General features: G+C 67.7%; 12 protein-coding genes. 8 read left to right on the top strand and 4 right to left on the bottom strand.

What is annotated here, in order from left to right:
• The first annotated feature begins 8 nt into the window (after positions 1-8).
• The 5 genes from NNI01S_RS25945 (at position 9) to katG (ending at position 5,955) form a co-directional block, all read left to right on the top strand.
• Positions 9-770 (top strand): enoyl-CoA hydratase, encoded by a 762-nt coding sequence (locus NNI01S_RS25945; RefSeq protein ID WP_063022784.1) that lies wholly within the window; start codon positions 9-11, stop codon positions 768-770.
• A gap of 314 nt (positions 771-1,084) precedes the next feature.
• The gene (locus NNI01S_RS25950; RefSeq protein ID WP_063022786.1) at positions 1,085-1,606 is read left to right on the top strand and encodes an SRPBCC family protein; all 522 of its coding nucleotides are present in this window, start codon (positions 1,085-1,087) and stop codon (positions 1,604-1,606) included.
• A gap of 12 nt (positions 1,607-1,618) precedes the next feature.
• The gene (locus NNI01S_RS25955; protein ID WP_063022788.1) at positions 1,619-2,788 is read left to right on the top strand and encodes a zinc-dependent alcohol dehydrogenase; all 1,170 of its coding nucleotides are present in this window, start codon (positions 1,619-1,621) and stop codon (positions 2,786-2,788) included.
• Between the two features lie 456 nt (positions 2,789-3,244).
• The gene (locus NNI01S_RS25960; RefSeq protein ID WP_063022790.1) at positions 3,245-3,688 is read left to right on the top strand and encodes a Fur family transcriptional regulator; all 444 of its coding nucleotides are present in this window, start codon (positions 3,245-3,247) and stop codon (positions 3,686-3,688) included.
• 35 nt (positions 3,689-3,723) lie between these two features.
• Complete coding sequence (gene katG, locus NNI01S_RS25965; protein WP_063022792.1) at positions 3,724-5,955, top strand: catalase/peroxidase HPI; 2,232 nt, start codon at positions 3,724-3,726, stop codon at positions 5,953-5,955.
• Between the two features lie 219 nt (positions 5,956-6,174).
• On the opposite strand, the gene phoU is transcribed toward katG, so the two are convergent.
• On the bottom strand, positions 6,175-6,840 hold the full coding sequence (phoU, locus tag NNI01S_RS25970; RefSeq protein WP_063022794.1) for a phosphate signaling complex protein PhoU: 666 nt from the start codon (positions 6,838-6,840) through the stop codon (positions 6,175-6,177).
• Between the two features lie 319 nt (positions 6,841-7,159).
• Between phoU and NNI01S_RS25975 the strand changes: the two genes are divergently transcribed.
• Positions 7,160-8,122, top strand: a complete 963-nt coding sequence (locus NNI01S_RS25975) for an MBL fold metallo-hydrolase (protein WP_245676374.1) — start codon at positions 7,160-7,162, stop codon at positions 8,120-8,122.
• A gap of 58 nt (positions 8,123-8,180) precedes the next feature.
• Complete coding sequence (locus NNI01S_RS35780) at positions 8,181-8,546, top strand: CGNR zinc finger domain-containing protein (RefSeq protein WP_063022796.1); 366 nt, start codon at positions 8,181-8,183, stop codon at positions 8,544-8,546.
• A 27-nt stretch (positions 8,547-8,573) separates the two neighbouring features.
• Here the strand turns inward: NNI01S_RS35780 and NNI01S_RS25985 are convergent, their stop codons facing one another.
• Positions 8,574-8,957: a DoxX family protein gene (locus NNI01S_RS25985; protein ID WP_063022798.1), complete on the bottom strand. Its 384-nt coding sequence runs from the start codon at positions 8,955-8,957 to the stop codon at positions 8,574-8,576.
• Between the two features lie 182 nt (positions 8,958-9,139).
• Complete coding sequence (locus NNI01S_RS25990) at positions 9,140-10,117, bottom strand: helix-turn-helix transcriptional regulator (RefSeq protein ID WP_063022800.1); 978 nt, start codon at positions 10,115-10,117, stop codon at positions 9,140-9,142.
• A 63-nt stretch (positions 10,118-10,180) separates the two neighbouring features.
• Between NNI01S_RS25990 and NNI01S_RS25995 the strand changes: the two genes are divergently transcribed.
• Entirely contained in the window at positions 10,181-11,323 is a 1,143-nt protein-coding gene (locus NNI01S_RS25995; protein ID WP_063022802.1) for an epoxide hydrolase family protein, read from the top strand.
• 28 nt (positions 11,324-11,351) lie between these two features.
• Here the strand turns inward: NNI01S_RS25995 and NNI01S_RS26000 are convergent, their stop codons facing one another.
• The gene (locus NNI01S_RS26000; RefSeq protein WP_063022804.1) at positions 11,352-12,080 is read right to left on the bottom strand and encodes a hypothetical protein; all 729 of its coding nucleotides are present in this window, start codon (positions 12,078-12,080) and stop codon (positions 11,352-11,354) included.
• Between the last annotated feature and the right edge of the window lie 259 nt (positions 12,081-12,339).

Raw genomic sequence — 12,339 nt, forward strand, 5'->3', positions numbered from 1 at the left:
ATCCGGTCATGGCGGAGATCAGCAGTGAGCGGCGGAACAGAGTCGCGGTCATCACCGTGCACGACCCGGATCGGCGCAATGCGTTGACACCGGCGCTGTCCGGGCAACTCGCCGCCGCGGTAGCCGAGGCCGAGCGCGATACCGGCGTGCACGCGGTGATCATCACCGGAACCCCGCCCGCGTTCTGCGCGGGCGCCGATCTGAGCGCGCTCGGCGCGGCCCGCGAAGAGGGTCTGCGGGTGATCTACGACGGCTTCCTCGCCGTCGCCCGCTGTGCCCTGCCCACCATCGCCGCCGTCGGCGGCGCCGCGGTCGGCGCGGGACTCAATTTGGCGCTGGCCGCCGACGTCCGGATCGCCGGTTCCCGCGCCCGGTTCGACGCGCGGTTCCTGCGGCTGGGACTGCATCCCGGCGGCGGGATGACCTGGATGCTGCAACGCGCCGTGGGGCCGCAACGGGCCGCCGCGATGACGCTGTTCGGGGAGATCCTCGGCGCCGAGGCCGCACTCGAGGCCGGATTGGCGCATCGCGTGATCGACGGCGATCACGACGCGCTGATCGCCGGTGCGCTCGACTTCGCCGCCGGTGCCGCCGACGCACCGCGCGACCTGCTGATCACCACCAAGCGCACCATGCGCCGCACCGCGAACCTGGACGCTCACGCCGACGCCGTCGACGCCGAGATCGTGCCGCAGCTCGCCTCCCTGGAATCTCCCGAGTTCACCGCGCGACTGGCGGCGAAGAAGGCCGAGATCGGCCGCCCTGGATGATCGTCGGCCGAAACGTCTGATCACCGGGAATCACCCTGGTGGCGCACGGCACGTCCTGCCGCTATCGGCGGCGACGGATCGGCTCGAAGCGGCATCAGCTTTCGTGGCGGCGAGACGGCGCCGGATCGCGCCGGAATCCGACGAGCACGGCGAATGCGGTTTGGCGTTTCCAACCCGGGGTAGCCGCTCCGAGACCGCATAGGAGATGCGCAGCGCCGTTCCCTCTGCGACCGATATTTCGTGTCCTCGAACCGCAGGGCACAGCGCCGCAGAGCGCACAGGGCCCGCGACGACGGAGAGCGAGAGGAGGGCTCATGCACTACATCGATGACACCAAACACCTGCTGAGCGATCTGGTAGGACGGGTGATCGAGTCGGCGAGCAGCTACTCGGGCAGTCAAACGGTGACCATCGCCTGTCCGCGAGCCGAGGTCGAGCAATTCTGGCGCGACCCGGCAAAGCTGTCCGAGGTACTGGGCGACGTCGCCGAGGTTCGGGCGACCGAACCATCCGTCTACGAATGGACGTTGCACTCGGGCACCGACGGCCGCACAACCTGGAAGACGACATTGCGTGCGGAGGAAGGGCACTTCCGGTTCGTCGGTTCGACCGGCGACGACACCACGTCCGCCCAGGGGCTCGAGATCGAGCTGAGCTTCCGGGACGCGCCGCGAGATCTCGGTACCGAAGTGACGATGCGGGCGCGCACCCCGCTGCCCGACGTGCTGACCGGTGCGGCGATGTTCACCGCCCTCTATCGATCCCGAGCCCGCCTGCAGACCGGCGAAATACCCACCCTGGCCCACAATCCGAGCGCGCGCTCTTCCGCTCGGTGAACAGGAGGCGACATGCATGCGCTGTGCTGGAACGGCGTCGACGACCTCGCCGTGGAAACCGTGCCGGACCCGGTTCTGGTCAATCCACACGATGTCATCGTGCAGGTCCGTCTGACCACCACCTGCGGTTCCGACCTGCATTTCATCGACGGATACCTGCCGGGAATGCGGGAAGGTGACGTCTTCGGACACGAATTCATGGGGGAAGTCGTCGAGATCGGCGCCGAGATAACTTCGACCAAGGTAGGCGACCGCGTCGTTGTCCCGTCCTTCATCGGGTGCGCCTCCTGCTGGTACTGCGACCATGAACTGTATTCGCTCTGCGACACGACGAATCCGAACAGCGCCCTGCAACAGCCGCTTTTCGGTTACCCGACCGGCGGCATCTACGGCTACACCCATCCCTTCGGCGGCTACCAGGGTTCGCACGCGCAATATGTGCGCGTTCCTTTCGGTGACGTGAACTGTTTCCGGATCCCGGAAGGCGTCACCGACGAACAGGCGTTGTTCATGTCCGACGCGGTACCGACAGGCCTGATGGGCGCCGAATTCTGCGACATCCACCCGGGCGACACCGTCGCGGTATGGGGCAGCGGAGGCGTCGGCCTGATGGCCGGCCACACCGCCCGCCTGCTGGGCGCCGACCGCGTCTTCGTCATCGACCGTTTTCCCGAGCGGCTGAGCGTGGCCAGTGAGCAGTTCGGCGCGGAAACGATCGACTACACCGCGGTCGACAGCGTTCAGGAGACGCTCCGTGAGAGCACCGGTGGCCGCGGCCCGGACGCCTGCATCGATGCCGTCGGGATGGAAGGACACGGCACCGGACTCCAGCAGCTCTACGATCGAGCCAAACAGTTGCTCCGGCTCGAATCCGATCGCGCGACGCCGCTGCGTGAGGCGATTCTCGCGTGCCGGAAGGGCGGCGTCGTCTCGGTGCTCGGCATCTACGGTCTGACGGATAAATTCCCCATGGGGGTGGTGACCAACAAGGGCCTCACCATTCGCACCGCTCAGCAATCCGGCCAGCGGTTCGTGCCGCGTATGTTCGATTACATCCAGCAGGGCGACCTCGACCCCTCCTATCTGATCACCCACGATATGCCGCTCACCGATGCGGTTCATGGCTACGACATTTTCAAGCACAAAAAGGAAGGATGCATCCGTTCGGTGTTCCGGCCCTGATGCCGGCTTTCGGGCGGGTAGAGCGGGGCACCCGCCGTGTATGGCGGGACGGACACGGGCAGCGGCTGGCCTGATTCCCGCATGTCCCGTGGAATGAGGCGCTGGGGTCGCCGACACGTCCGGCCACATGATCCGGCCACATGATCGTGACCTGTCGCCGCTGCGCTGCGGCCGGAGGCCGGGAACGCCCGCGGTGGACCCGCGCCAACCCCCGTCCTCGACCGACACCGCACCATAGCGCTCACCTCGGGAGCGGTTTCGGCGTCCGCTCGATCGCCTATCTCCGGCAGCGAACTCGTCCGACGTGCAGTACCGGCAAGATCGAATCTCCGCAAACACTCCCGCGCTCGAGGCGTACCTGGGTACGCTGCGCGCAGCCTCCCGTGCCTCGCAACGGTATCGCGACTTCCCGCCAAACTCTTGACTCGTTCCAGAAACCGGACGAGACTTCCGAGCATGCCAACGGCCTCGGAATTCCAGCAGATGCTGCGAGGAGTTTCCCTGCGAGTGACCCGCCCCCGGGTCGCGGTGCTGAGTGCGGTGCACGACCACCCGCACGCCGACACGGAGTCGATCATCCGTGCCGTGCGCTCCGCGCTGCCCGAGGTTTCGCATCAAACGGTGTACGACTCGTTGAACGCGCTCACCGCCACCGGCCTCGTCCGGCGCATCCAGCCGTCCGGATCGGTCGCCCGCTACGAATCGCGGGTCGGCGACAATCACCACCACGTCGTATGCCGGGCGTGCGGGGTGATCGCCGATGTCGACTGCGCCATCGGCGACGCCCCCTGTTTGACCGCGTCCGACGACAGCGGGTTCTCGATCGACGAGGCCGAGGTCATCTATTGGGGCCTGTGCCCCAACTGTGTGGAAAGACAAGCTTCCCGATCACATCCGTGATCACAGCCCACATCACTCATTCAGGAAGGAATGCTGTGTCCTCCGATAGCCGCCCACCCAATCCTGACACCGAGACGCAGAGCGCAAGCGAGAGCGAGAACCCGGCGATCCCGTCTCCCACCGCGAAGACGGACCATCGCCCCCGCAGCAACAAGGACTGGTGGCCGGAGCAGATCGATGTCTCGGTGCTGCACGCCCATTCGTCCAAGTCCAACCCGCTGGGCGAGGACTTCAACTATCCCGAAGAGTTCAAGAAACTCGACGTCGATGCCCTCAAGGCCGACGTCGCGGCAGTCCTGACCAATTCGCAGGACTGGTGGCCCGCCGACTACGGCCACTACGGCGGCCTGTTCATCCGGATGAGCTGGCATGCCGCGGGCACCTACCGCATCGCCGACGGCCGCGGCGGCGGTGGCCAGGGCGCGCAACGTTTCGCGCCGCTGAACAGCTGGCCGGACAACGCCAACCTGGACAAGGCGCGCCGCCTGCTGTGGCCGGTCAAGCAGAAGTACGGCAACAAGATCTCATGGGCCGACCTGCTGGTTTTCGCCGGCAACGTCGCCCTGGAGTCGATGGGCTTCCAGACCTTCGGCTTCGGCTTCGGCCGCCCGGACATCTGGGAGCCGGAGGAGGTCTTCTGGGGTCCGGAGGACACCTGGCTCGGCGACGAGCGCTACAGCGGTGACCGCGAACTGGCGGGCCCGCTGGGCGCAGTCCAGATGGGCCTGATCTATGTGAACCCCGAAGGGCCCAACGGCCGGCCGGATCCGGTGGCCGCGGCTCGGGACATCCGCGAAACGTTCGGCCGCATGGCGATGAACGACGAGGAGACCGCCGCGCTGATCGTCGGCGGCCACAGCTTCGGCAAGACCCACGGTGCGGGCGATGCCGGCCTCGTCGGCGCCGAGCCGGAAGGCGCGCCCATCGAGCAGCAGGGCCTGGGCTGGAAGAGCGCTCACGGCTCGGGCAAGGGGAAGGACGCCATCACCAGCGGCCTCGAGGTCGTCTGGACGTCCACCCCGACCAAGTGGGGCAACGGCTTCCTGCAGAACCTGTACGGCTACGAGTGGGAGCTGACCAAGAGCCCCGCCGGAGCATGGCAGTGGAAGCCGAAGGACGGCGCGGGCGCGGGCACCATCCCGGACCCGTTCGACGGGCCCGCACGGACCCCGACGATGCTGACCACCGACTTGGCGCTGCGTGAGGACCCGATCTACGGCGAGATCACCCGGCGCTGGCTGGAGCACCCCGAGGAACTGGCCGAGGCGTTCGCCAAGGCGTGGTACAAGCTCCTGCACCGCGACATGGGGCCGATCACCCGCTACCTCGGCCCGTGGGTGCCCGAGCCGCAACTGTGGCAGGATCCCGTTCCGGATGTCGATCACGAGCTGATCGGCGAGTCCGACATCGCGGCCCTCAAAAGCAGGGTGCTCGAGTCGGGCCTGTCGGTGGCGCAGCTGGTCAAGACCGCTTGGGCCTCGGCGGCCAGCTACCGCAGCACCGACAAGCGCGGCGGCGCCAACGGCGCCCGCATCCGCCTCGAGCCGCAGAAGAACTGGGAACTCAACGAGCCGGACGAGCTGGCGAAGGTGCTGCCGGTGCTCGAGCAGATCCAGCAGGACTTCAACGGTTCGGCCGCCGGCGGCAAGAAGGTCTCGCTGGCCGACCTGATCATCCTGGCCGGGTCCGCCGCGATCGAGAAGGCGGCCAAGGACGCCGGCCACGAGATCACGGTGCCGTTCTCCCCCGGCCGGACGGACGCGACGCAGGAGAACACCGACGTCGAGTCGTTCGCGGTGCTCGAGCCGCGTGCCGACGGGTTCCGTAACTATGTGCGGACCGGCGAGAAGGCTCCGCTGGAGCGCCTGCTGCTCGACCGGGCGTACATGCTGGACGTGACCGCTCCGGAGCTGACCGTGCTCATCGGCGGCCTGCGCGCTCTGGGCGCCAACTACGGCGGCACCGGCCACGGTGTGTTCACCGACCGGCCGGGCGTGCTGACGAACGACTTCTTCGTCAATCTGCTCGACCAGAACACCGAGTGGAAGGCGTCGGAGTCGGCGGAGAACGTCTACGAAGGCTTCGACCGGGCCTCCGGCGCCGCCAAGTGGACCGCCACCGCCAACGATCTCATCTTCGGGTCGCACTCCGTGCTGCGGGCGTTGGCCGAGGTGTACGCGCAGGACGACGCCGAGACGAAGTTCGTGAACGACTTCGTCGCCGCGTGGGTCAAGGTGGTCGAGAACGATCGGTTCGATCTCGCCTGATCGGCATTGATGGATTCCAGGCCGGTCCTTCGGGGCCGGCCTGGAGTTCTTTACGCCGTGGTCGCCGAGCCGAAGGGCCCGAGCGCCGTCAGTGGGTGTCCGGTCTGGGGATATGGACCCCGGCGCCGCGAAGCCTGGGCCGCTCCACTGAATCACGCACCGCCGCGAACGTGGATCCCCGAGACACGCCGCCCCGGGCGCAATGCCCGAGAGTCAGACCTAACCGGAGTGCGCGGGTGTGTCGTCGGGGCGATGACCAGTGGTCATGTAGACAGTGCGGCGGCCGACCTCTACGGCATGGTCGGCGAAGCGTTCGTAGTAGCGGCCCAGCAGGGTGACGTCCACGGCTGCGGCGGTGCCGTTGTCCCAGCCGTCGGCGAGAATCGCCGCGAGCAGGTCGCGGTGCAGGTCGTCCATCGTGTCGTCACGCGCGTCGAGGTCCGCGGCGTCGCCGGGGTCGGCGGTGGTCAGCACGCCGACCGCGGCATCCGCCAGGTCGACCGCCGTCTCCCCCATGTGGATCACCAGATTCCGCACCGGCTCGGGAACGGCGTCGGCGGGATGCCTGCGCCGCGCGGCGCGTGCGATGTGCTCGGTCAGCGCACTCATGCGAGTGAGATCGTCCACCAACTGCAGTGCGGTCACCACCCGCCGCAGTTCTCCCGCGACGGGTGCTTCGAGCGCCAGGAGCGTCATCGCGGCGTGCTCGGTGTCCTCGCGCATCGCGACGGTTTCGGCGCAGTAGTCGATGGTGCGCTCGGCCAGTTCCAGGTCCGCGCCGAGAAGGGCGTCGGTGGCCATCGCGATGGCCTCGCGGTTGCGTGCGCACATCACTCGCAGTTGATCGGCCAGCTGCTCGAGGTGATCGTGATAGCGAGTGCGCACCTATTCATCATCGCGCGCATTCCGGCGGCGCGCTGCAGGCTCGCGGGGCCGGCCGCCGGACCGGCCTGGTGCCCGAGGCCGGCTCGTTGCAAGCACGAGCGGGATCTGTAAGGGAAGCCGGGCCGAGGCGACCGCCTTCAACGGTGCCGGAATTCGGTCGTTGCGCAGCCAGCCGCCGCGCCGTCGATGCCGCACTGCCTTCGTCCGCAGTGGCGCGTGTTGCCGCCGTCATCGCCTCTCGTCCTCCGATAACACAACCGCGCCTTAGTAAGCTGTTCATCGACCGTGTCGCTACCAGGTCGGGCCGGAAGGGGCGAGTGTGGGATTGCCATCAGCCGGACCGTTGACGGCGCGGACCGGCGCCGCCGAGACCTGGTGGTCGTGCTGTGCGGCCGGGATGTCGATGCCGTGGCGTACGTTGCGCCCGCGCCGCCGCGACGCGCAACTGCTCGACTCGATCCCGGACGCGGACCTGCCCCCGGCGCGGGCCACGGTCCGGTTGACCGCGCTGGTCCACGGCGTGCGACCCGTTCCGGCCTACGGAGTGATCGAAGGAGCGCGGCCACCGTCCACGGTGGCGATCGCGATGACCAGTTTCCTGGTCGAACATCCGCAGGCTCGTTTCGTGGTCGATCCGGCCATGTGCACCGACGTGCACGCCCGAATCCTTCCGCAGCTGCGCCGCCCGTACCGTGCGCTCGTCGCTCCCGCGAGACCCCTTGTCGGCCTGGCCGATTCGCTGGCGATGTCGGCCGTCCCCGTCGACGGCATCGACTTCGCGATCGCGACGCACATCCACTGGGACCACGTGGCCGGCCTGCTCGATCTACCGGAATCACTCGCGCTGCGGGTCACCAGGGCCGAATCGGAGTGGGCGACGAACCCTGCGACGGCGCCCATAGGAGTCGCCGAATCGCTCGGTACCCGACCGATGCCGGCCTTCGAGCTCGACGGTCCTCCCGTGCTGAGTTTCTCCTGTAGCCACGACCTGTTCGGCGACGGTTCGGTGCTGGCCGTGGACCTCGCCGGACACACCCCGGGCAGCATCGGGCTCGTGCTCGCTGTGCAGGACGGCGGCTACGTGCTCCTGGCCGGTGACGCTGTTTGGCGCCGTGAGCAGATCGCGCTGCTCCGCCAGAAGCCGCCGCTGCCAGGGCTTCTGGTCGATCACGATCGATCCGCCGCCTTCGCCGCCATCCACCGCCTGCACCGTCTGCCCACCGGGATCGAGGTCATTCCCGCACACGACCACACCGCGGCGAAACGATGGGCGCCCCGCTGACTCCCATCCCTGCGCGCACGCTGGTAACTTCGGCGCCTCACAGCTGACGGCGGAGCCCGTGGCCGAGCACGGTGGCAGCCGCGACGAGGACCGGGATCAGCAGCAGTGCACGCGGCAAGCCCGCCACCTGGCGAAAGCCGCGCAGAGCCCGACCGACGAGACGCAACCGCTGCGCTATCGGGGCCGGGATCGCAACGCGGCGGCGGCCATCATGACGACGGTCGCCGCCGCGCTCGCCGGGCAGCAGTGGGCCCGGTCGAAGTCGTGCCCGGACTGCCGCAACGTCTTCTACGACCACAGCCGCAACCGCAGCCGCACCTGGTGCTCGGTGTACGCCGAAACGCCCGATGGGCGGGCCTGCGGCAGTATTTCGAAGGTCCGCGCGTACCGGAAGCGTCAGCGCGGCGACTGGTCCCCGGACTGATCCCGCTACCTGGAAAGGGGGGGTAGGTCAGTTGCCGAAAGCCTCGGGCCCGAGTCGGCCCCAGGCGATATAGGCGGCCAGAGCCAGGTACACGAGGTTCACCAGAATGAACTTCGCCTCGTCGTCGCGCAGATGAGTGATGATCGCGCCGATCATCAGCACGATCCAGCAGATGGCGGTCACCGGCACCAATACCGGCGCGATGTCGAGCGCGGCGGGCAGGATCAGGCCGATCGCGGCCAGGATCTCGACAAACCCGAGCGCCTTGACGAAGCCGGCGTCGACCTGTCCGGTCCATCTCCCGCCAGGCGCCGCGACGAGCTTCTGTTGCGGCACGAACGTCTTGGTTATGCCGCCGCCCAAGGCGACGGCGGCCAGCAGTGCGGCGGCGATCCACAGCGTGAGGTTCATGGGTTTCTCCTCGTCGAGTTGTCGGCGACTCCGGTGCGAGATCCCGGACTCGCGCTCGGTCGTGCATCAGACACCGCCGGTCCGGTCCCTGTAACACCCCATCGACGTGATCTGCGTCATTGGCACCTCCGACTCGATCGCTTCCGCCGCGGCTCCGCGAGGGACTCCGGTTGAGCGTCTGTTCACTCCACGTGCGGTCGTCGATCGTCGGAGGAGACGGCCTCGGTGACGCGGTCTGCCAGCGCACGCAAGTGGTCGATGAGTTCGGGGGGTTCGTGGACCCGGAATCCGAATCCGAAAAGACCGACATAGACGGCTAATTCGTCGAGTGAGTTCGAGCCGGTGTGCAGCAGGCAGTGTCCTTCGTCGATCGCCTCGATGAGACCGACGGTGGGTGCGATGCGTGCGGCCGCGACGGCCGCGGGCACCTCGAGGGTGATACGTGCCCGGTACCGGTAGGGCGCGGTGCTGATGCCGTGGGAGACGAAATCGGCCAGGCCCGGCTCCGGCGCCTCGCGCGGGGTGAACCGCGGGCCGTTCGGGATGCGCGGACGCAGGCGGTCGACGCGGTAAGTGCGCCAATCGGCCCGGTCGACGTCCCAGCCGACCAGATACCAGTGCCGTCCGCTGTGCACGAGCCGATGCGGTTGCGCCGCCCGGCGGATCTCGTCCCCGCCGTGCGTACGGTAGTCGAAGCGGAGCTGTTCGTGGTCGCGGATCGCGGCGGCGATGGCGGTCAGCACGTCCGGATCCACGGCCGGGGTTCCGGCCGGCATGCTGACCGTGGCCGCCTGCAGTGCCGAGACGCGGTGGCGTAGCCGGGACGGAAGGATCCGCTCCAGTTTCGCCAGGGCACGCAGCGAACTCTCCTCGATACCCGTGATGGTCCCGCCCGCCGCGGTGCGCAGTCCGAGGACGACGGCGACGGCTTCGTCGTCGCTCAGCAACAGCGGAGGCAGTTCGGCTCCCGCGCCCAGCCGGTATCCGGCCGCCCCCGCGACCGCGTGCACGGGATAGCCGAGGCCGCGCAGTTTGCCGATGTCGCGGCGGACGGTCCGCACGTCGACCCGCAGACGTTCGGCGAGTTCGGCGCCCGTCCATTCGCGAGGTGTCTGTAGTAGCGACAGGAGTTCGAGCAGCCGGGCGGAGGTCTCCAACATTCGTCCATTGTGGCCCGCGACCTAGGGCCGAAGTTGTCCTAGCTTGTTCTTAGGCTGATTTTCATGAGCACAGAGATCACCCCCTTCCGGATCGACGTCCCCCAGGAGCAGCTCGACGACTTGCAGCGCAGGCTGGATGCCACCCGCTGGCCCGATGAGGCCCCCGGCGTGGGCTGGGCGCAGGGCATTCCGCTCGACTACACGAGGGAACTGGCCGACTATTGGCGCAACACCTACGACTGGCGTGCCCAAGAGGCCCGGCTGAACTCCTTTCCGCAGTTCCGTACCGAGATCGACGGCCACCACGTGCATTTCATCCACATCCGCTCGGCCGAACCCGACGCGCTGCCGCTGGTGCTCACCCACGGATGGCCTGGTTCGATCGTGGAATTCCTCGAGGTGCTCGGGCCGCTGACCGACCCGGTGGCGCACGGCGGCGACCCCGGCGACGCCTTCCACGTCGTGGTGCCCACCATCCCCGGGTATGGATTGTCCGGACCTGCGGTGGGTTGGTCGACAGCACGGGCGGCGCGGGCCTGGGCCGAGCTGATGCATCGCCTCGGCTACGACCGGTATGCCGCGCACGGCGAAGACACCGGCGCAGCGATTTCCCGCGAGCTGGCGGTGATCGATGCCGAGCACGTTGTCGCTGTGCACCTGACCGATATGGCCTCGGCCACCGTCACCGCCGAAACCGCCGATCCCGACGATCCGGCCGAACAGCACGCCGTCGAGCTGGCCCGCCGCTACCAGTACGAACTCGGCGCGTACGCCATGCTGCAAGCCAGCCGTCCGCAGACGCTGTCCTACGCGCTCACCGATTCACCGGTCGCGCAACTGGCTTGGATCGTCGAACGATTCAAGGACTGGACCGACTCCGCGGAGGCGCCCGAGGATGCCGTCGACCGCGACGCGATGCTGACCAACGTCATGATCTACTGGCTCAACGGCACCGCGGGCTCGTCGGCGCGCTACTACTACGAAGGCGCCGCCACCTGGGGAATGCCCGAGCCCTATACCGGCGTACCGGTCGCCGTCGCAGTTCTGCCCCGCAACATCGGCGCACCGGTGCGCCGCATCGCCGAACAAAATCACAACATCGTGCGCTGGACCGAATTCGACCGCGGCGGCCACTTCGCAGCCATGGAAGTACCCGACCTCATCATCGACGACCTGCGCGCCACATTCCGCGAATACCGCAAGTAGGCATGGCGCCGCGGCGACCGGAACCGGCTCACTTCCGGAGACGGCCGGCGAGGGCGGGAATTCTGGATGCGGCCGACAATGCCCGGAACTGCCAGCTGTCGTCGCGGGGCAGGATTCCAGCACGCTGGGTGACATCGAAAGCGTCGTAGAGGGTTTCGCCCTCCTCCAGCAGGCCGTCCGGGGTGAAGTGGTAGCGGTCCACGGCCGGGCACTGGATGAATCGGCCGTCACCGTAGAGGGCGGGTGCGCTCTCGTCATACGGATACAGGCGCAACGGGCCGTCCCAGTGGCCGCTGCCGATGTATCTGATGACCGTGCGCACCCGGCCTTCCGGCGTCACGTCGAGGTACACCTGCCCGGGCACCGGGTCGTATCGCCAATCCGGGATGGCGTCGAAGAAAGCGAAGTTGTACTTCACGAATTCGTCGATACCCACGATGGTGCGCCCGAAGGTCGTCACGTCGGTGTATCGGAGGTCAGGGGTGTAGAGCTCGTGGTTGAGGCTCATGTCCCGGACCAGGAAACTCCACCAATATTTCTTCGCCCAGTCGAGCAGCCAGCTGACATCGGTTCCGAGCTTCCCGTAATAGGTCAGCTTGCGCTCGAACTCGCCGAACCACTCCTCGGTCGTGGCCTGCAGCTCGGATTCCGGGATCGCCCGGATCGGCACCGCCCGATTGGTGCTCAGGAACTCCGGCACCGGTTTAGACAGCCGGGGGCGACGCAGAGCTTGCTGGAACTGTTCTTCGCTGAACATGGGCAACCTTTCACCACGGCGCGAGCGTGCTCCGCACACGAAGCCGGGACGACGCGCCAGCGCAACATGAATCAGATGATTCACGTTGTGTGCCGAGGATGTCAACGGGTCCTCCGATATTGTCGGAGCCACTGCCGTCAGCCAGGAGACACATGCCCACGGGACTTCACTCCACGACACGCGCGCTCGCGCGGTTCGCCGCGGGAGCATTGCTCGTCAACACCGTCCCGCACACCGTCAAGGGCTTGACCGGAGAACG

Origin of the sequence: Nocardia niwae NBRC 108934 = DSM 45340, assembly GCF_001613465.1 — a bacterium.
Lineage (GTDB): Bacteria > Actinomycetota > Actinomycetes > Mycobacteriales > Mycobacteriaceae > Nocardia > Nocardia niwae.